Raw genomic sequence first — 19,668 nt, 5'->3', positions numbered from 1 at the left:
GTGCCCTTCGTCGTGTCCGCACCCCGTACAGGGGACGGTCAGAAGTCGCCCTCGGCGACCTGGAAGACGGTCAGGCCGAGCGCCCGCCACATCCGCACCACCTGTTGCCGGTCGTCGAAGACGCCGACCACCCGGTACCGGTGGCGTACCTCGCGTTCGTAGATCTCCTGCTTCACCACGGCGTCCTTCCGGTGGTCGCCGACGGCGCGCAGGTGCAGCCCGAGGTACGGCACCCGGACGTGCCGGGCCAGCCAGGCCACGGTGGCGTCCCGGGCCGTGGCGTCCCGGCCGGAGCAGAAGACCACCCCGTACCCGGCGGCGTGCATCGCCCGCACCGCCGCGATCACCGCCTCGTTCGGCGCGTCCTCGCCGACCCGGGTCATGTCGTACGGGCTGCGGGAGACGTTCAGCGCGACGGTGCCGTCGATGTCCACCAGCACGATCTCCGGCGGCGCGGCCGGGGTGGCCGCCACCGCGCCGGGCCGGCCGGTGCGGGCGGTGGGCACCGGCAGCGGCAGCGGTCGGTTCGCCAGGTACCGCTCGTGCAGCCGGCGGATCACGGCCTCGCCGACCCGGTCGCCCTCGGCGCGTGCGGCATCGCGGCGCAGGCACTCGTCCAGGGGCACGTCGGTGAAGTCGTGCACCTCGAACCGCGCGTCGTACCGGGCGGCCAGGTCGGCCCACTCCCGCAGGGTGCGTGAGCGCAGGTTGGTGTCGTCCACGCAGACGCTGGCTCCGGCGCGTAGCAGCGCCTCCACCTGGGCCCGCTGGACGAGGGTCACCTGGTACTCGGCTCGTTGGGTGAAGAGCCGCTCGCCGTGCAGCATCCGGCGCAGGTCGTCGCGGTTGACCCGGAGCACGGCCGGCTGGAGGGTACGGGCGAAGGTGGTCTTGCCGGAGGCGGGCAGCCCTCGGGTGGCGACCAGCCGGGGCGTTCCGCCCGTTCCGCTCCGGTTAGGGGACGAATCGGACACGCCTCCACGGTACGCGGTCGAGGTGAATGCTGCTCGGAGCCGGCGGGAATGCGGCAGGTGCGCCGGGCGTTGGCGTGTGCGGACCGATCGTGCGGCCCGGCTGACGGGTCGGCTCACGCCCATGGCACACTGGTCAATCGGCCACCGGTTCCGGTTCACGCCCGAGTCCGTCGCGCAGCAGGCGGCGGGGAGATCAGCGGCGACCCGGCGACCACCGACGAGAGGACCGAGGCGACATGAAGCCCAACATTCACCCGGAGTACGTGACCACCGAGGTCTCCTGCTCCTGCGGTAACACCTTCACGACCCGTAGCACCGCCAAGGGCGGCGCCATCCACGTCGAGACCTGCAGCGCCTGCCACCCGTTCTACACCGGTAAGCAGCGCGTTCTCGACACCGCCGGCCGGGTCGCCAAGTTCCAGCAGAAGTACGCCAAGGTTCAGGCGAAGAAGGCCAAGTAGCTGCACCGACGACGCCCGTGTCCGGCTTCCGCCGGGCGCGGGCGTTCGTCCGTTCCGCCCCCTTTCCAGCTGATCGTCGAAGGAGCATCCCCGCATGAGCAGCGAGCGCCTGGCCGCCCTCCTCGACGAGTACGCCGACCTGGAGAAGCGGCTCGCCGACCCGGCCATCCACGCCGACCAGGGCACCGCCCGTCGGGTCGGTCGCCGGTACGCCGAGCTGGTGCCGCTGCACAAGGCCGCCGGTGAGCTGGAACAGGCCCGGGCTGACCTTGCCGCGGCGCGGGAGCTGGCCGCCGAGGATCCGTCCTTCGCCGCCGAGGCCGATTCGATCGCGGCGACCCTGCCGGCGTTGGAGGAACGCCTCGCCGAGCTGCTGATCCCGCGCGACCCGCACGACGCCAAGGACGTGATCATCGAGATCAAGGCCGGCGAGGGCGGCGAGGAGTCCGCGCTCTTCGCCGCCGACCTGCTGCGGATGTACACCCGGTACGCCGAGCGCCGCGGCTGGGTCACCGAGGTGATCGACGCGCAGGACTCCGACCTGGGCGGGGTCAAGGACGTCTCGCTGGCGATCAAGAGCAAGGGCGTACCCGAGGGCGGCAACGGGGTGTGGTCCCGGCTGAAGTGGGAGGGCGGGGTGCACCGGGTGCAGCGGGTCCCGGTCACCGAGTCGCAGGGGCGCATCCACACCAGCGCCGCCGGCGTGCTGGTGCTTCCCGAGGCGGAGGACGTCGACGTCACCGTCGACCCGAACGAGCTGCGCATCGACGTGTTCCGGTCGTCCGGGCCGGGCGGCCAGTCGGTGAACACCACCGACTCCGCGGTCCGGATCACCCACCTGCCGACCGGCGTGGTGGTCTCCTGCCAGAACGAGAAGTCGCAGCTACAGAACCGTGAGCAGGCGATGCGCATCCTGCGGGCCCGGCTGCTGGCGATGGCGCAGGAGCAGGCCGACGCCGCCGCCTCCGACGCCCGCAAGGCGCAGGTGCGCACGGTGGACCGCTCGGAGCGGATCCGCACCTACAACTTCCCGCAGAACCGGATCACCGACCACCGGATCGGCTACACGGCGTACAACCTCGACCTGGCGCTCGCCGGTGACCTGGACGGCGTCCTGGACGCCCTCGCCGAGGCCGACCGGGCGGCCCGGCTGGCCGGCGAGACCGAACTCGCCCGCCGCTGACCGGCGGCGGCACGCGTGGTGCCGGCGAGGTGGACGGGGGACGCCGTCAGCCGGCGCGGGGGCTGCCCTTGGCCCGGAGCATCTCCCGGTCGGCGATCTCGAAGGCGGCGCCGAGCGCGTCGCGCAGCGTGCCGCGCGTACCGTCGACCTCGGCGAAGCCGATGCTCACCCCGACCGGGGTGCCCGGCACCAGCGACTTCCAGTCCTCGGTGCGGACCGCCGCCTCGATCCGCCGGGCCACCTCCGCCGCCTCTTCCATCCCGGCGCCGCGCAGTACCACCACGAACTCGTCGCCGCCGTAGCGGGCCACGAAGTCGCCCCGGCGCATCACCCGGTTGATGACCCCGGCGATCCGTTGCAGGACCAGGTCGCCGGAGTGGTGCCCGTGCTGGGTGTTGACCGCCTTGAAACCGTCCAGGTCGCAGACGCCGATCACCACCCGTTCGCCCTGGGCCGTCGCCGAGCCGATGTACCGCTCCAGGCGGCGCCGGTTCGGCAGGCCGGTCAGCGGGTCGGTCAGCGCCTCGCCCTCGTACCGGGCGGCCTCCCGGCGCATCTCCTCGTGGTCGATCCGGGCCGCGATGCCGTCGATGTAGACGTCCCGCAGCCGGTCGTTGCGCTGGGCGGCGAGGCGGAACGCCAGCCGGTCGGCCCGGTGCGCGGCGATGTGGTCGCCGGCCCGGGCGAAGGCGATGCTGCGCAGCCGGGCCGGCTCGGCCGCGCCGAGGGTCTCGGTGGAGACCCGGGCGGTGTCGAGCCGGGTGATCGCCTCGATCGGTCGGCCGCCGGCCACCGCCAGGCAGACCTGCCCGAGTTGGCGCATGTCCCGGGCCCGGGCGCTGTCCCCACCGTGGCCGAGCAGCCGGACCGGATCGGCTTCCTGGCCGCCCTCCACCGGGTCGCCCAGCGCGGCCCGGCGGGCCGCCGCGTAGCCGTACGCGGCGAGACTGCTCGGCCGGATCCGGTCACCCCGCCCGTTCCGGGCGAACCGGGCCAGGTCGGCGGCGATGTCCCGGAGCACCCGCAGGCAGCCGTCGCTGTCGCCGTTGTGGTCGAGGGCGACCGCGTTGCGCAGCCGGATGCCCGGGGCGGCGAACGACTCCTCGGGCAGCCCGGCGGCCAGCCCGTGCTGGCGGGCCCGCTCGATCGCGCCGAGCGCGTGCCCGTGGAAGCTGAGGTACGAGTACGCCATCGCCAGGTCGTGCCAGCCCCAGGCGGTGTCCCGGTCCTCCTCCTCGGCCGCGCCCAACGCCCTGGCGGCCCGGACGAGATGGGTGACGCAGCGGTCCAGCGCCCCCTGGTGGTGGGCGGCCAGCGCGGCGAGCGCGTTGAGGTGGCCGTGCAGGTACGGCTCGGGCAGGTCGCGGACGGCGCCCGAGGCGTCCTCGATGGCCCGGGTGAACTCGGCCGTCCGACCGAGGTTGATCAGCGCGCAGAGCCGTTGCACCAGCGCGTCGGCCCGGGCGTGCGGATCGGTCGTGGTGCGCAGCACCCGGTCGAGCACGCCGCACGCCTCGGCGGAACGGCTCGCCTCCTGCAGGGTCCGGGCACGGTGGAGGGCGTCAACCTGGTCGTCGACCCGGTCGAGCCACGCCACCCGCCAACCTCCCGTCGGTGTGCGTCGGGACGCACCCGTTCGTGCCGGGGCCCACGACGCTTCATGATTATGTCGTGACCTCCCTGCCGCGCCACCCCTCCGAAGGGGCAGAACGCGAACGGGCCACCTCCGCCGTGGCCCGCGCCGCCCGTACCCTGGCTGCCGCCGGCGTGGAGTCGGCCCGCGCCGAGGCGGAGCTGCTCGCGGCGTACGTGCTGGACGTGCCCCGGGGCCGGCTGGCCCTCGCCGACGGCTTCGACGCCGGCCAGCGGGACCGGTTCGCGGCGCTGGTGGCCCGTCGGGCCGACCGGGAGCCGTTGCAGCACCTCACCGGCCGGGCCGGGTTCCGGCACCTGGAGCTGGCGGTCGGGCCGGGGGTCTTCGTGCCCCGCCCGGAGACCGAGCTGCTCGCCGGCTGGGGTGTCGACCAGGCCCGCCGCCGTTCCGCCCCACTGGTGGTCGACCTGTGCAGCGGCTCCGGGGCGATCGCCCTGGCGGTCGCCCAGGAGGTGCCCGGGGCCCGGGTGGTGGCCGTGGAACGTTCGCCGGCCGCGCTGGCCTGGTTGCGGCGCAACGCCGCCGCGCGGGTCGCCGCCGGGGACCGGCCGATCGAGGTGGTGGCGGCCGACGTCACCGACCCGCAGCTGCTGGCCGGGCTGGTGGACCGGGTCGACGTGCTGCTCTGCAACCCGCCGTACGTGCCGCGCGCGGTGGCCGTGCCGCCGGAGGTGGCCGGCCACGACCCGGACGAGGCGGTGTTCGGCGGGGCGGACGGGCTGGACGTGATCCGGCCGGTGCTGGCCCGCGCCGTCGTGCTGCTGCGTCCGGGTGGCGTGCTGGGCGTGGAGCACGACGACACGCACGGCGCGGCGGTGCCGGCTCTGCTCGCCGCCGACGGCCGGTACACCGAGGTGGAGGAGCACCGGGACCTCGCCGGACGGGCCCGGTTCGCCACCGCGTCCCGCCGGGCGGACGGCCCGCGCCCCGACACCGGCCTGGCGTGGCAGACTGGCTCCTCGTGATGCTCTACGACTGTCGGTCGCCCACCGACCGGGACCGCGGCATCGCCGCTGCCATCGAGGCGGTCAAGAACGGCGAGCTGGTCGTCCTACCGACCGACACGGTCTACGGGATCGGTGCGGACGCCTTCACCCCGTACGCGGTGAAGGCCCTCGCCGACGCCAAGGGCGGCGCGCGACAGGCGCCACCGGTGCTGATCGGTTCCCGGCACACCCTCGACGGCCTGGTCTTCTCGCTGCCCCGCGCGGCCCGTGACCTGGTCGAGGCGTTCTGGCCGGGGGCGCTGACCATCGTGGTGGAGCACTCCCCGAGCCTCGCCTGGGACCTGGGCGACGCCAGCGGCACGGTGGCGGTGCGGATGCCGCTGCATCCGGTCGCCCTGGAGGTGCTGCGGGAGACCGGCCCGATGGCGGTGGCCTCGGCCAACAAGACCGGGCAGCCGCCCGCGCTGACCGCCGGGGCGGCGCGCGACCAGCTCGGGTACCAGGTCCGCACGTACCTGGAGGCCGGGCCGTGCCACGATCCGGTGCCGAGCACCATCGTCGACCTCACCGGTGAGACGCCCCGGGTGCTCCGGTCCGGCGCGGTCAGCCTGGACAGGCTCCGCGACGTGGTCCCGGACATCCTCGCCGCGCGGGAGGCCTGAGTGCCGCCGTTCACCGTCCTGCACGTCTGCATGGGCAACATCTGCCGCTCCCCGATGGCCGAGCGTCTGCTGGCGCTCGCGGTCCGCGAGCGGCTGGGTCGGCTCGACGTCGACCCGACCCGCTCCGACGAGCTGCTGCACAGCCACAGCGCGGGCACCGGCGGCTGGCACGCCGGCGAGGAGATGAACCCGCCGGCGGCCCGGCAGGTGCTCGCCCGGGGCGGTGACGTCGAGGGCTTCGCCGCGCGCAAGCTCCGCTCCGACCTGATCGACGCCGCCGACCTCGTCCTCACCGCCACCGCCGACCAGCAGGAGTACGTGGTGGCGCTGCGCCCCGACGCCGCCTCCCGCACCTTCGTGCTGGGGGAGTTCGGCCGCCTGCTCGCCCTGGTCGACACCGCAGCCCTGCCCGCGGCGCGGCCCACCCCGGAGGCCGTGTACGCGCGGGGGGTGGCCCTGGTGGAGGCGGTCGGCGCGACCCGGCAGGGCGCGTCGCCGTTGCGCTCGGACGACCTGGACGATCCGTGGGGTCGGGGCGACCAGTGCTTCAGCCGGGTCGCCGACGAGATCGAGGAGACCGTCCACCCGCTCGCGAGCACCCTGCTGCCCTGACCCGCCCGCCCGCCGGGCGCGGCGGGGTGCCAGGGCGGCGGTGTGGCCACCCGGCCGGGTGACGGCGGGCGGCGTGTCCCGCGCCGCGCGCGGTGTTCCGCTCGTGAACTTCCTCCGGATCTGCGAAACATGAGGGCAAAAGAGCGTTTTAGGGTCATTCTGGACGGGTCCTGACCGGCTCCTGCGGGGAGAGCTGATGAAGCGGGCCCATCTCGACAAGGTGTTCACCGTGGTGATCGCCGGCGTACTCGCCGGACTGGTGCTGGCGGTCGCCGCCCTTCCGGCCGCGCTGGTGTTCGGGATCGGCTTCGGCGCGCTCGCCACTCCGTACGCCGAACTGCCGGAGAGTCTGCGCAAGCCGCCGACGGTCCAGCGGTCGAGCCTGTACGCCAACGACGGCCACACGCTGATCACCACCTTCTACACCGAGGACCGGGTGGAGGTTCCGCTGCACCGGATGGCGCCGGTGGTGCGGCAGGCGATCGTGGCCGCCGAGGACGTCCGGTTCTACCGGCACTCCGGCGTCGACGTGCGGGGCGTGCTGCGGGCCTTCACGGCGAACAAGCGCGACGGCGCGCCCCGGCAGGGCGCCTCCACGCTGACCATGCAGTACGTGCGCAACGTGCTGGCCGGCGACCCGCGCCTGACCGAACAGCAGCGCCGGGCGGCCACCGAGATCAGCGCCGCCCGGAAGATCCGGGAGATGCGGTACGCCCTGGCGCTGGAGCGGGAGCTGAGCAAGGACGAGATTCTGCGGCGTTACCTCAACATCGCGTACTTCGGCGCGGGGGCGTACGGGATCGCGGCGGCCAGCAAACGCTACTTCTCCACCTCGCCGGCGCGGCTGACGTTGCCCCAGGCGGCGCTGCTCGCCGGGCTGGTCCGCTCCCCGCACACCGACGACCCGATCAACGGCGACGCCGACGCGGCGCTGAGCCGCCGGGCGTACGTGCTGGACCGGATGGCGGAGTCGCGGCAGGTGTCGCCCGCCGAGGCGGCGGAGGCGAGGGACGCCCCGTTGGCGCTGCGCCCCAGCGAGACGCCGAACGACTGCACGGCGGTGCCGAGGGAGCAGAACGACTGGGGCTTCTTCTGCGACTGGTTCACCCAGTGGTGGAGCGCCCAGCCGGCCTTCGGCGCGTCCGCGGCGGAGCGCCAGGACACCCTGCGTCGGGGCGGTTTCCGCATCGTCTCCTCGCTCGACCCGGACATCCAACGGACGGTCGTGCGCAAGGTGCGCGAGATCTACGCCGTTGACGATCCCTTCGCGGTGCCCACCGCGGTGGTGCAGCCCGGCACCGGCCGGGTGCTGGCCATGGCGGTCAACCGGAACTACAGCGTGGCCGACAACCCGCCCGGCCAGCGGAACTACCCGAACACGGTGAACCAGCTCGTCGCCGGTGGCAGCGGCATCTCCGGCTACCAGGCCGGTTCGACGTTCAAGCTGTTCACCCTGCTGGCCGCGCTGGAGTCCGGGCTGCCGCTGGACACGCCCTTCGACGCCCCGAGCCGGATCCGCACCCGGTTCCCGGCGGAGGGCGCCGGAGCGAACTGTGACGGCCGGTGGTGCCCGGCCAACGCCAGCCCGTCGTGGATGGACGGCCCGCACACCATGTGGACCGCGTTCGGTCGTTCGGCGAACACGTACTTCGCCTGGTTGATCGAGCGGGTCGGGGCGGACCGGGTGGTGGCGATGGCCGAGCGGCTGGGCATCGTGTTCCGGGCCGAGGAGGACGCCGAGCTGGCCCGCTACGGCGCGAAGCAGTGGGGCGCGTTCACCCTGGGTGTCTCCTCCACCACCCCGTTGGACCTGGCCAACGCGTACGCGACGGTGGCGGCCGAGGGAACCTGGTGTGCCCCGCTGCCGGTCGTGTCGATCACCGACAACGCCGGGCACGAGGTCGCCGCCGGCCGGCCGGACTGCCGGCAGGTGATCGAGACCGACGTGGCCCGGGGGGCGGTCGACGCGGCCCGCTGCCCGGTCGGCGACCAGTCCATGTACGGCGCCTGCGACGGTGGCACGGCGGAGGAGCTGAGCCGGGCGCTGGGCCGGCCGGTGGCCGGCAAGACCGGTACCTCCGAGCGGGACGAGACGACCTCGGTGGTGGCCTTCACCCCGCAGTTCGTGGTCGCCCAGATCGCGGCGAACCCGGACGACCCGCGGGACGCCGTCGGCGGGGCGGTGCAGAGCCGGCTGGTCGACGCGGTCGGCCGGATCCTCGGCCACGCCCTGCGCGACCAGCCGGTCCGCGACTTCGTCCCGCCCAGCGACTCCGTCGCCTACCGGCACACCGCCGCCCGCGACGGCAACTGAGTCAGCCGGGGCTGCCGGGACGAGGCGTCACCCGGCTCTCCGGGAGCGGCTCCGTAGACTCCCTCGGTGTGGACAACGCGGAAGACACCTTCTGGGGGCCGGACTTCGAGCAGCTCAGCTCGGTCGACCCGGAGATCGCCGGGGTGGTGCTCGGGGAACTGGACCGGCTGCGCGGTGGCCTGCAGCTGATCGCCAGCGAGAACCTCACCTCCCCGGCGGTGCTCGCGGCGCTCGGCTCGACGCTGACCAACAAGTACGCCGAGGGCTATCCCGGCCGGCGCTACTACGGCGGCTGCGCCGAGGTGGACCGGGCTGAGGAGATCGGCATCGCCCGCGCGAAGGAGCTCTTCGGCGCCGAGCACGCCAACCTCCAGCCGCACTCCGGGGCCAGCGCCAACCTGGCCGCGTACGCCGCCCTGGTACAGCCGGGGGACACCGTGCTGGCGATGGAGTTGCCGCACGGCGGACACCTTACCCACGGCAGCCGGGTGAACTTCTCGGGCAAGTGGTTCCACACCGTCGGGTACACGGTCCGGCCGGACACCGAACTGATCGACTACGACGAGGCGCGGGAGGTCGGGGTGAGCGGCGTCGACGCCGAGTCCCGCTGCGACGCCGCGCGCATCACCCTCAACAAGAACGCCATCCCGTACGACCCACAGCCGCCGGCAATCGCCTCCGGGATCCGGGTGGGCACCCCGGGCGTCACCACGCAGGGCATGCGGGAGGGGGAGATGCGCCAGGTCGCCACCTTGATGGCCCGTGCGGTGCGTACCGACCCCACGGCCCCCGGGGGCGCCGACACGCTCGCCCGGATCGCCGGCGAGGTCGCCGAGCTGGTCGCCGCCTTCCCGGCGTACGCCCGATGAGCGCGCCACGGGCGGGGGAGCCGGGCGCGATCCGGGCCCGGCTGCCGTACCTGCGGCTGCCGCTGGCCGCGTGCGCGGCGCTGGCCGTGGTCGCGGTGCCGGCGGCGGCGGTGCTGCGCGGGCCCACCGGGGCCGCCGGCGTGGCCGCCGGGATCGCGCTGGTGGTGGTCAGTTACCTGATCTCCGGCGTCTCGGTGGCCTGGGCCGACGCGGTGAATCCTCGGTTAATCATGTCGGTCGGGTTGGTCACCTACGCCACGAAGATCGTCTTCCTCGGGGTGGTGATGGCCGCCGTCGCGGCGAGCGGCTGGGCCGGCCTGCCGGACCTGGGGGTGGCCGTCATCGCGGCGGTGGTGGTCTGGACCGGAGCCCATCTGACCTGGGCTTTGCGGTCGCCGCTGCCGACCTTCGGCCGGCGTGGCGACTGAGCGCGTCCCGGGTTTCGCCACCGGTACGTCGGGCTGTTGTGGTGGGCCGGCGGGGAGTAACCTGAGCCACGATTGTTCCGACGCCGCACGGCCCGCACGCTGTCCGCAGTGTGGGGGGTGCCGCACACTCCCGTGCGCCTCTGCTGATATTGTTCGCCACGTCATGGCCGATGACCCCCACACCCGGAAGTCCGACGACCACTCGTCGGAGGGCGTGGCCGGTGCCGTCCTGGGCTACCTGCTCGCCGGCATCGTGGCGTGGGGTTTCCTCGGGTGGTTGGCGGAGCGGTTCTTCGATCTGCGAACCGGCATCGGGGTCGCCGTCGGCATGATGCTCGGCGCAGCCGGAGCGATCTACCTGATCATGAAGAGGCTCAGTGCTTGAGTGCCAGCACGCGCGGGTCTGTCGAGTGCGGAGGATGACACGGTGAGCGGACAGCTGGTCGTCGCCCAGGGGGTTCCCTGGCCCCCCAGCGTCGGAGATTTCTATCCGCCGAACGTGGCCGGCCCCTGGGTCACCAAGTTCGGCATCATGGTCTGGCTCGCGGTCGCGTTGCTGATCATCTTCTTCATGCTGGCCTACCGGAAGCCCACGCTCGTTCCCGGCAAGGCCCAGTGGTACGCCGAGTCGGTCTACGGCCTGGTCCGGGACAACATCGCCCGAGAGCAGATGGGCAACGCCGGCATCCGCTTCGCGCCCTACTTCACGGTGCTGTTCAGCTTCATCGTGCTGACCAACCTCTTCGGCATCGTCCCCGGGCTGCAGATCTCGCCCAACTCGCACATCGCGTTCCCGATCGTGCTCGCGCTGATCTCCTACGTGATGTACCTCTACATCGGTGTCCGGAAGCACGGCCTCGGCAGCTACCTCAAGAAGAGCCTGATCATCCCCGGCGTGCCGTGGCCGATGCACTTCCTGTTGATCCCGATCGAGTTCCTGCAGAACTTCATCAACCGGCCGCTCACCCTGGCGGTGCGACTCTTCGCCAACATGTTCGCCGGTCACCTGATCCTGCTGGTGTTCACCCTCGGCGGGTTCGTGATGCTCGCCTCGGACAACGTGTTCATCCAGGTGAGTTCGGTCTTCTCCTTCGCGATGGCGATCCTGATGGCCTTCTTCGAGGTGCTGGTCGCACTGCTGCAGGCATACGTCTTCGTCACGCTGACCGCCAACTACATCGGAACGTCGCTGGCCGACGAGCACTGAGATCGGGCTCGGCGGGCACCCGGCCCGACCAAGCTTCTGGTACCGACCGCGTACGCGTGAGACCTCACGTGTCAACTAGGAGGAATACTCGCAATGGACGTTCTTGCCGCCATCGAGGGCAGCGTCAACACGATCGGCTACGGCCTCGCCGCCATCGGCCCCGGTATCGGTGTCGCCCTGGTCTTCGCGGCCTACATCCAGTCGAGCGCCCGCCAGCCGGAGTCCGCCGGCTACAACCGCACCTGGCTGGTGCTGGGCTTCGCCCTGGTCGAGGCGCTCGCGCTGTTCGGCCTGGTGCTCGCCTTCGCCGTCGGCGGCTGACGAACGGTATCCCGACCCTGGAGGTCTGACATGTTCATCGCCGCCACAGATGTGGAGCACCACCCGCTCGTGCCGATCTGGCAGGAGCTCGTCATCGGGACGATCGCCTTCGCGCTGCTCTGCTTCGTCCTGCTGAAGTTCGTCATGCCGCGCATGGAGGCGATGTACCAGGCGCGGGTCGACGCGATCGAGGGCGGCCTCAAGCGCGCCGAGGCGGCCCAGGCCGAGGCCAACCAGCTGCTCGAGCAGTACCGTGCGCAGCTCGCCGAGGTCCGCACCGAGGCCGCGAAGATCCGGGACGACGCCCGCTCCGACGCGGAGGGCATCCGCCAGGACATCCTCGCCAAGGCGCGGGAGGAGTCCGACCGGATCATCGCGGCCGGCAAGGAGCAGCTCGCCGCCGAGCGGGCCACCATCGTGCGCGAGCTGCGCACCGAGGTCGGCACGCTCGCGGTGGACCTGGCCAGCAAGATCGTCGGTGAGTCGCTCGCCGACGAGGCTCGTCGCAAGGGCACCGTGGACCGGTTCCTCAGCGGCCTCGAGAGCGCGGGGGCCCGCTGATGCAGGCCGCCAGCCGGGAGTCGTACAGGGTCGCGGCCGAGCGCCTCGACGAGTACGTCCGCGGCGCGGAGCCGTCGGTGGTGACCGCCACCGCGGACGACCTCCTCTCCGTCGCCGCTCTGCTGCGGCGCGAGCCGCGGCTGCGTCGGGCGCTCTCCGACCCGGCCCGTTCGGGCACCGACCGGTCCGGCCTGCTCGGCGACATGCTGCGCGGCCGGATCGGCACGGACGCGCTCGACCTGCTCGCCGTGCTGGTCTCCGGTCGTTGGTCGACGCCGTCGGAACTGCTCGGCGGCGTCGAGCGGCTCGGTGTGGAGGCGCTGCTGGCCGGCAGCGACAAGGCCGGCGAACTGGGCGAGGTCGAGGACGAGCTGTTCCGCTTCGGGCAGGTCGTCGCCGGTTCCCCGGAGCTGTCCAACGCGCTGTCCGACCCGATGGTCCCGGCCGCGCGCCGGGCCACCCTGGTCGACCAGCTGCTCGTCGGCAAGGCCCGGCCGGTCACCGGCTACCTCGTCGGGGTCGCCCTCAGCGGGTTCGGGGGACGGTCCTTCACCGGGGCGCTCACCCGACTGGTGGAGATGGCCGCCGACCGGCGGGACCGGCAGGTCGCGTACGTGACCGTGGCCGCTCCGCTGACCGACGAGGAGGAGCGACGCCTGGGTGCCCGCCTCTCCGCGATGTACGGTCGAGAGGTTTCCGTCAAGCAGACGGTGGCCCCGGAGGTGCTCGGTGGGGTGAGCGTGCGGGTCGGTTCCGACCTGTACGACGGTACCGTCCTGCGCCGCCTCAACGAGACCCGCAACGCGCTCGCGAAGCGCTGACCAGCGTCCTCGCAGCCCTTTGATCGACGCCATTCGGACCGGTCGGTACTAGGTATCCCGGGCCCCTGATACTTAAGGAAGCAGAGGATGGCCGAGCTGACCATCTCGACGGAGGAGATCCGCGGCGCCCTGGAGCGCTACGTCTCCTCATACTCGTCCGACGTCTCCCGCGAGGAGGTCGGCACCGTCGCCGACACCGGCGACGGCATCGCCCACGTCGAGGGCCTGCCCTCGACCATGACCAACGAGCTCCTGGAGTTCGAGGACGGCACGCTCGGCGTGGCGTTGAACCTCGACGTCCGGGAGATCGGTGTCGTCGTTCTCGGTGACTCCGGAAAGCTGGAGGAGGGGCAGCGCGTCAAGCGCACCGGCCGGGTGCTCTCCGTGCCGGTCGGCGACGCCTTCCTCGGCCGCGTGGTCAACGCGCTCGGCCAGCCGATCGACGGGCTCGGTGACATCGCCGACGAGGGCTACCGCGAGCTGGAGCTCCAGGCTCCGAACGTGATGGCCCGGCAGTCGGTCGACGAGCCGCTGCAGACCGGTATCAAGGCCATCGACGCCATGACGCCGATCGGCCGGGGCCAGCGTCAGCTGATCATCGGTGACCGGAAGACCGGCAAGACCACGGTCGCCCTGGACACCATCCTGAACCAGCGGGACAACTGGCGCTCCGGCGACCCGAAGAAGCAGGTCCGCTGCATCTACGTCGCCATCGGCCAGAAGGCCTCCACGATCGCCTCGATCAAGGGCGTCCTGGAGGAGGCGGGCGCGATGGAGTACACCACCATCGTCGCCTCCCCGGCCTCCGACCCGGCCGGCTTCAAGTACCTCGCCCCGTACACCGGCTCGTCCATCGGCCAGCACTGGATGTACGGCGGCAAGCACGTCCTGATCGTCTTCGACGACCTGAGCAAGCAGGCCGAGGCGTACCGCGCCGTGTCGCTGCTGCTGCGCCGCCCGCCGGGCCGCGAGGCGTACCCGGGTGACGTCTTCTACCTGCACTCCCGGCTGCTGGAGCGCTGCGCCAAGCTCTCCGACGCGATGGGCGGTGGCTCGATGACCGGTCTGCCGATCATCGAGACGAAGGCCAACGACATCTCGGCCTTCATCCCGACCAACGTCATCTCCATCACCGACGGCCAGATCTTCCTGGAGACCGACCTGTTCAACCAGGGCGTCCGGCCGGCCATCAACGTCGGCACCTCGGTCTCCCGGGTCGGTGGCGCCGCGCAGGTGAAGCCGATGAAGAAGGTCGCTGGTTCGCTGCGGCTCAACCTGGCCCAGTACCGCGAGCTGGAGGCGTTCGCCGCCTTCGCCTCCGACCTGGACAGGGCCTCCCGGGCCCAGCTGGAGCGCGGTGCCCGCCTGGTCGAGCTGCTCAAGCAGCCGAACTACTCGCCGTACCCGGTGCAGGAGCAGGTCGTCTCCGTCTGGGCCGGTACCGAGGGCAAGCTCGACGACATCCCGGTGGGCGAGATCCGCCGCTTCGAGTCGGAGTTCCTGCAGTACCTGCGCCACAAGCACGAGGGCGTCCTGGCCGGCATCGCCGACCACCAGTGGAACGACGAGATCATCGGCTCGCTCGACTCGGCGATCACCGAGTTCAAGCAGGTCTTCCTCGGCAAGGAGGACGAGCGGCGGATCAACGAGGCCCCGGCCAGGCCGCTGGAGGGCGAGGAGAACCGCGAGACGGTCACCCGCTACGCCGACACCGCCGAGAAGCAGTAGGGCTGACCGATGGCGGCCCAGGTACGCGTTCTTCGTCAACGCATTCGCTCGGCGAAGGGGATGAAGAAGATCACCAAGGCGATGGAGCTCGTGGCGACGAGCCGGATCGCCAAGGCCCAGGCCCGGGTGGAGGCGTCCCTGCCGTACGCCCAGGCCATCACCGGCGTGCTCACGGCGCTGGCCTCCAACGCGCGGATCGACCACCCGCTGCTGACCCCGCGTGAGCGGGTACGCCGGGCCGGTGTCCTGCTGGTGACCGCCGACCGTGGTCTGGCCGGTGGCTACAGCTCGAACGCCATCAAGACCGCGGAGTCGTTGGTCGCCCGACTGCGCGCCGACGGCAAGGAGCCTGTGCTCTACGTCATCGGCCGCAAGGGCTTGAGCTTCTTCCGGTTCCGTGACCGGCCGATGGAGGCGAACTGGACGGGCTTCTCGGAGCAGCCGACGTTCGCCGACGCCCGCACCGTCGGGGAGACGCTGATCAAGGCGTTCTCCGCCGGGGCGGACGACGTCGACGGCGACCCCGGGCCGGACGGCACGCGCGGTATCGACGAGCTGCACATCGTCTACACCGAGTTCAAGTCCCTGATGACCCAGATCCCGGTGGCGAAGGTCATCGGACCGATGCAGGTCGAGGACCGGCCCCGGTCCGAGGGCGCGCTCCCGGCGTACGAGTTCGAGCCGGAGGCGGAGGCGCTGCTCGACGCGCTGCTGCCGAAGTACATCAACACGCGGATCTACGCGGCGTTGTTGGAGTCGGCGGCGAGCGAGTCGGCTGCCCGGCGGCGGGCGATGAAGAGCGCCACCGACAACGCCGAAGAGATGATCGAGAAGTACACGCGTGAGATGAACTCGGCCCGGCAGGCCGGGATCACCCAGGAGATCAGCGAGATCGTCGGCGGCGCGAACGCGCTGGCCGCGTCGGGAAGTGAAGTGTGATGACTGTATCCGCAGTTGCTGGTGGACCAGCTGAGACCAGGACGGCCACGGGTCGCGTGGTCCGGGTCATCGGCCCGGTCGTCGACGCCGAGTTCCCGCGCGACGCCATGCCGGCCCTGTTCAACGCCCTGCACGTCGATGTGACGCTCTCCGGCGGCGAGAAGACGCTGACCCTGGAGGTCGCCCAGCACCTGGGCGACAACATGATCCGCGCCATCTCGATGCAGCCGACCGACGGCCTGGTGCGTGGCGCGGAGGTGCGCGACACCGGTTCGCCGATCATGGTGCCGGTGGGCGACGCGGTGAAGGGCCACGTGTTCAACGCGATCGGCGAGTGCCTCAACCTCACCGAGGGCGAGACGCTCCAGCCCGACGACCACTGGGGCATCCACCGCAAGGCCCCGGCCTTCGCGGACCTGGAGCCGAAGACCGAGATGCTGGAGACCGGCATCAAGGTCATCGACCTGCTCGCCCCGTACGTCAAGGGTGGCAAGATCGGCCTGTTCGGCGGTGCCGGCGTGGGCAAGACGGTGCTCATCCAGGAGATGATCACCCGAGTCGCCCGGAACTTCGGTGGCACCTCGGTCTTCGCCGGCGTGGGTGAGCGCACCCGCGAGGGCAACGACCTCATCGCCGAGATGACCGAGTCCGGCGTCATCGACAAGACCGCGCTGGTCTACGGCCAGATGGACGAGCCGCCGGGCACCCGGCTGCGGGTCGCGCTCTCCGCGCTGACCATGGCGGAGTACTTCCGCGACGTGAAGAAGCAGGAGGTGCTGCTCTTCATCGACAACATCTTCCGCTTCACGCAGGCCGGTTCCGAGGTCTCCACGCTGCTCGGCCGGATGCCCAGCGCCGTGGGCTACCAGCCGACCCTGGCCGACGAGATGGGCGAACTCCAGGAGCGGATCACCTCCGTCCGGGGCCAGGCCATCACCTCGATGCAGGCGATCTACGTGCCCGCCGACGACTACACCGACCCGGCGCCGGCCACCACGTTCGCCCACCTGGACGCGACCACGAACCTGGAGCGTTCGATCTCCGACAAGGGCATCTACCCGGCGGTGGACCCGCTGGCGTCCTCGTCCCGGATCCTCGCCCCGGAGTTCGTCGGCCAGGAGCACTTCGCGGTGGCCACCGAGGTGAAGCGGATCCTGCAGAAGTACAAGGACCTGCAGGACATCATCGCCATCCTCGGCATCGAGGAGCTCTCCGAGGAAGACAAGATCACCGTGGCCCGGGCCCGGCGGATCGAGCGCTTCCTGTCGCAGAACACGTACGCCGCCGAGCAGTTCACCGGTGTGCCGGGCTCGACGGTGCCGATCGCCGAGACCATCGAGGCGTTCAAGAAGATCAGCGAGGGCGAGTACGACCACTTCCCCGAGCAGGCGTTCTTCATGTGTGGCGGCCTGGAGGACCTGGAGAAGAAGGCGAAGGAGTTGATGGCGGAGGGCTGAGACCTCCACCACATCCGCGAAGGCCACCCCGGCGAGAGCCGGGGTGGCCTTCGACCGTCATCGGCTGTCGCGCCGGCACCCGTCCCACGGGCGAGCGATTCCCGCCGCAGCGTTGTACCGTTTCCAGCGCGGCGCTCGCGAACGGGCGTCGATCCGCAGCAACTTTTCGGCCGCGTCCGCCCGTCTCCATAGTTGTGGGCGTGACGACGAATGGAGAACACCGTGGGTAGGTCCGGCAAGAAGGGGCGAAGGTCGTCCCGCTGGGCGAGCGTGCCGCGGTGGGCGCGGGTCTGCACCGTCTTCGGCGCCGTGCTCATGCTGCTCAGCGGTGTCGTCCTGGTCGGCTACGAGGCGTTGCTCGCGCGCTACGAGGGCGCGGTGGGCAAGGCCGACCTCTTCGGCGACCAGGCTGCCGGGGCGCAGGAGCGCAAGAGCGACATCAAGGGCCCGCTGAACATCCTGCTGGTCGGCATCGACCCGCGCAACCCGAAGCAGCCGCCCCTGGCCGACTCGATCATGGTGCTGCACGTGCCCTCGACCCTGGACCGGGCCTACCTGTTCTCCATGCCGCGTGACCTCTACGTCGACATCCCGAGTTTCGACAAGGCCAACTACCCGGGCGGCCGAGGCAAGCTCAACGGCGCCATGTCGCACGGCAGCACCGTCCAGGGGCAGAATCCGAGCACCGCGCAGGGGTTCGAGCTGCTCGCCAAGACGGTGCAGCAGGTGATCGGGATCAAACGGTTCGACGCCGGCGCGATCATCAACTTCACCGGGTTCCAGAAGATCGTCGACGCCATGGGCGGCGTCACCATGTACATCGAGCGGGACGTGAAGTCCGAGCACCGGGAACCGGACGGCAGACACCGCAAGGGAAACCCGTACGGCGAGGGTTACATCGGCCCGCAGGCCGAGTACAAGAAGGGCACCCAGCACCTCAGCGGGTGGCAGGCGCTGGACTACGTCCGGCAGCGGTACCCGAAGAACGGCGTCCCGGACGGCGACTACGGCCGTCAGCGCCACCAGCAGCAGTTCATCAAGGCGATGGCCAAGCAGGCGGTCAGCGCCGACGTGGTCACCAACCCGATCAAGCTGGACCGGGTGGTCCGGGCAGCCGGCCAGTCGTTGACCTTCAACGGCCGGGGCAACAGCATCGTCGACTTCGCCCTCGCGCTCAAGGACGTCCGGCCGGAGAACGTCGAGCTGATCAAGCTGCCCGGCGAGGGGATCGGCACGGGTGCGGCGTACCGGGGGGAGCGGCTGCTGCCCGCCGCGGACGACTTCTTCACCGCCCTGAAGAACGAACAGCTCGACGCGTTCCTGCTGGAGCATCCGGAGTTCCGCAACCGGAACAGGTGACGGCCTGTCATGTCACCTGCCCGGTCTCTCCGGCGTGTCGTACTCGCGGGTGTCGTAGGTCTCGCCACCCGCGTTGGGGGGCTTCCGGGCGCGGGACTAGACTTTCGACAATCCGTCGCCGCAGCAAGGAGACAGCGTGGCACAGCAGCTTCACGTCGAGCTCGTAGCCGTCGAGGAGAAGGTCTGGTCCGGCGAGGCCGAGATGGTCGTCGCGCGGACGACCGAGGGTGAGCTGGGTGTGCTGGCGGGGCACGCGCCCCTGCTCGGCCAGCTCGCGGAGCCCGGCCAGGTCCGCATCAAGCAGGCCGGCGGGGAGCAGATCGTCTACGACATCGCCGGCGGCTTCCTGTCGGTGACCGGCGAGGGGGTCACCGTCCTCGCCGAGAGCGCCACCCCGGCAACCCCGGCACGCTGAGCCGACCCGCCGATGGAGATCGTGGAAGGGATCGGAGTCGGCATCGGGGTGCTGCTCGCCGCACTCATGATTCTTTTCGCCCGGCGGGCCGTGGTCGCCCGTAGCGGAGGCATCATCCGGCTCAGTGTCCGGGTCACCACGGTCCTCGACGGTCGCGGCTGGTCTCCCGGCTTCGGTCGCTTCATCGGCGACGAACTCCGGTGGTACCGGATGTTCAGTTTCGCTCTCCGGCCCAAGCGGGTGCTCTCCCGCAAGGAGCTCGTCGTGGAGCGGCGGCGTCTGCCCGAGGGGCAGGAGCGGCTCTCCATGCCCGCGGACTGGGTGATCCTCCGCTGTACGAGCCACCACGCCCCGGTCGAGATCGCCATGGCACGGTCCACGGTCACCGGATTCCTCTCCTGGCTCGAGGCCGCCCCGCCCGGGGCGGCCTCGCCGCGTCTGGCTTCCTCCCAGGACTGGCCTGCCGCCTGACCTGTCGCCCTGGCCGCCCGAGCGGCCCCGTTCCGACATTGTCACGACGTCTGGGGTGAGTGTCCGGTCCCCACCCGGGCTGGCTTGCCGGTGGGAACCTCACGGATGTCTCCCGGGTCCGGATACCTTCCTGGCGTCCCACCGACCGGTTCAGCCTGGGCGGCGCGTCCGGTTCGTGGCGGCGTGGGGTGGGGGTCCGTGGGTGGCGGCGGCCAGGTGGCGGAATGTCGCCGGGCCCGGGGTCGTTACACCATGCGTACGAGCGCAGCAGCACGCCCCGCTGCC

21 protein-coding genes are annotated in these 19,668 nt (G+C 71.5%); 19 read left to right on the top strand and 2 right to left on the bottom strand.

The genetic code is table 11. From position 1 onward, the window contains the following. Positions 1-38: 38 nt before the first annotated feature. On the bottom strand, positions 39-974 hold the full coding sequence (locus E1165_RS16935) for an AAA family ATPase (RefSeq protein ID WP_243704825.1): 936 nt from the start codon (positions 972-974) through the stop codon (positions 39-41). A 236-nt stretch (positions 975-1,210) separates the two neighbouring features. Between E1165_RS16935 and rpmE the strand changes: the two genes are divergently transcribed. Both rpmE and prfA read left to right on the top strand, forming a co-directional pair. After that, on the top strand, positions 1,211-1,435 hold the full coding sequence (gene rpmE, locus E1165_RS16930; RefSeq protein ID WP_088975813.1) for a 50S ribosomal protein L31: 225 nt from the start codon (positions 1,211-1,213) through the stop codon (positions 1,433-1,435). A gap of 94 nt (positions 1,436-1,529) precedes the next feature. Beyond that, positions 1,530-2,618: a peptide chain release factor 1 gene (prfA, locus tag E1165_RS16925; protein WP_132392566.1), complete on the top strand. Its 1,089-nt coding sequence runs from the start codon at positions 1,530-1,532 to the stop codon at positions 2,616-2,618. Between the two features lie 46 nt (positions 2,619-2,664). On the opposite strand, the gene E1165_RS16920 is transcribed toward prfA, so the two are convergent. Further along, on the bottom strand, positions 2,665-4,215 hold the full coding sequence (locus tag E1165_RS16920) for a diguanylate cyclase (protein WP_132392564.1): 1,551 nt from the start codon (positions 4,213-4,215) through the stop codon (positions 2,665-2,667). 74 nt (positions 4,216-4,289) lie between these two features. On the opposite strand from E1165_RS16920, the gene prmC reads away from it, so the two are divergent. From prmC to E1165_RS16835, 17 genes are all read left to right on the top strand, one after another. After that, positions 4,290-5,237, top strand: coding sequence for a peptide chain release factor N(5)-glutamine methyltransferase (prmC, locus tag E1165_RS16915; protein ID WP_132392562.1), 948 nt, complete (start codon positions 4,290-4,292; stop codon positions 5,235-5,237). Beyond that, on the top strand, positions 5,237-5,881 hold the full coding sequence (locus tag E1165_RS16910; RefSeq protein ID WP_132392578.1) for an L-threonylcarbamoyladenylate synthase: 645 nt from the start codon (positions 5,237-5,239) through the stop codon (positions 5,879-5,881). The genes prmC and E1165_RS16910 overlap by 1 nt, the downstream gene beginning before the upstream one ends. Further along, the gene (locus E1165_RS16905; protein WP_132392560.1) at positions 5,882-6,493 is read left to right on the top strand and encodes a phosphotyrosine protein phosphatase; all 612 of its coding nucleotides are present in this window, start codon (positions 5,882-5,884) and stop codon (positions 6,491-6,493) included. A gap of 196 nt (positions 6,494-6,689) precedes the next feature. Next, positions 6,690-8,807: a transglycosylase domain-containing protein gene (locus tag E1165_RS16900; RefSeq protein ID WP_132392558.1), complete on the top strand. Its 2,118-nt coding sequence runs from the start codon at positions 6,690-6,692 to the stop codon at positions 8,805-8,807. 68 nt (positions 8,808-8,875) lie between these two features. Next, positions 8,876-9,676, top strand: a complete 801-nt coding sequence (gene glyA, locus E1165_RS16895; protein WP_132392556.1) for a serine hydroxymethyltransferase — start codon at positions 8,876-8,878, stop codon at positions 9,674-9,676. Continuing rightward, the gene (locus E1165_RS16890; RefSeq protein ID WP_132392554.1) at positions 9,673-10,104 is read left to right on the top strand and encodes a hypothetical protein; all 432 of its coding nucleotides are present in this window, start codon (positions 9,673-9,675) and stop codon (positions 10,102-10,104) included. Before glyA ends, E1165_RS16890 begins: the two co-directional genes overlap by 4 nt. Positions 10,105-10,267: 163 nt before the next feature. Next, complete coding sequence (locus tag E1165_RS16885) at positions 10,268-10,489, top strand: hypothetical protein (protein WP_132392552.1); 222 nt, start codon at positions 10,268-10,270, stop codon at positions 10,487-10,489. Then, on the top strand, positions 10,490-11,311 hold the full coding sequence (atpB, locus tag E1165_RS16880) for a F0F1 ATP synthase subunit A (protein ID WP_132392550.1): 822 nt from the start codon (positions 10,490-10,492) through the stop codon (positions 11,309-11,311). It abuts the gene before it with no gap. Positions 11,312-11,404: 93 nt separating this feature from the next. Further along, positions 11,405-11,632, top strand: a complete 228-nt coding sequence (gene atpE, locus E1165_RS16875; protein WP_132392548.1) for an ATP synthase F0 subunit C — start codon at positions 11,405-11,407, stop codon at positions 11,630-11,632. Between the two features lie 30 nt (positions 11,633-11,662). Continuing rightward, complete coding sequence (locus E1165_RS16870) at positions 11,663-12,193, top strand: F0F1 ATP synthase subunit B (RefSeq protein WP_132392546.1); 531 nt, start codon at positions 11,663-11,665, stop codon at positions 12,191-12,193. Continuing rightward, positions 12,193-13,014 carry a F0F1 ATP synthase subunit delta gene (locus E1165_RS16865; protein ID WP_132392544.1) on the top strand — a complete coding sequence of 274 codons (822 nt, stop codon included), beginning with the start codon at positions 12,193-12,195 and terminating at the stop codon, positions 13,012-13,014. The genes E1165_RS16870 and E1165_RS16865 overlap by 1 nt, the downstream gene beginning before the upstream one ends. 87 nt (positions 13,015-13,101) lie before the next feature. Next, positions 13,102-14,742 (top strand): F0F1 ATP synthase subunit alpha, encoded by a 1,641-nt coding sequence (gene atpA, locus E1165_RS16860; RefSeq protein ID WP_132392542.1) that lies wholly within the window; start codon positions 13,102-13,104, stop codon positions 14,740-14,742. A 9-nt stretch (positions 14,743-14,751) separates the two neighbouring features. Continuing rightward, positions 14,752-15,681 (top strand): F0F1 ATP synthase subunit gamma, encoded by a 930-nt coding sequence (locus E1165_RS16855; protein ID WP_132392540.1) that lies wholly within the window; start codon positions 14,752-14,754, stop codon positions 15,679-15,681. Then, positions 15,681-17,138 carry a F0F1 ATP synthase subunit beta gene (gene atpD, locus E1165_RS16850; protein ID WP_132392539.1) on the top strand — a complete coding sequence of 486 codons (1,458 nt, stop codon included), beginning with the start codon at positions 15,681-15,683 and terminating at the stop codon, positions 17,136-17,138. The genes E1165_RS16855 and atpD overlap by 1 nt, the downstream gene beginning before the upstream one ends. A gap of 210 nt (positions 17,139-17,348) precedes the next feature. After that, positions 17,349-18,497, top strand: a complete 1,149-nt coding sequence (locus tag E1165_RS16845) for an LCP family protein (RefSeq protein WP_132392537.1) — start codon at positions 17,349-17,351, stop codon at positions 18,495-18,497. Positions 18,498-18,633: 136 nt separating this feature from the next. Further along, positions 18,634-18,912 carry a F0F1 ATP synthase subunit epsilon gene (locus E1165_RS16840; protein ID WP_132392535.1) on the top strand — a complete coding sequence of 93 codons (279 nt, stop codon included), beginning with the start codon at positions 18,634-18,636 and terminating at the stop codon, positions 18,910-18,912. 12 nt (positions 18,913-18,924) lie between these two features. Beyond that, positions 18,925-19,383, top strand: a complete 459-nt coding sequence (locus E1165_RS16835) for a DUF2550 domain-containing protein (RefSeq protein ID WP_132392533.1) — start codon at positions 18,925-18,927, stop codon at positions 19,381-19,383. Positions 19,384-19,668: the final 285 nt, after the last annotated feature.

Origin of the sequence: Micromonospora sp. KC723 (assembly GCF_004348595.1) — a bacterium.
GTDB lineage: Bacteria > Actinomycetota > Actinomycetes > Mycobacteriales > Micromonosporaceae > Micromonospora.
This window is presented reverse-complemented; position numbering and strand designations above follow the sequence as displayed.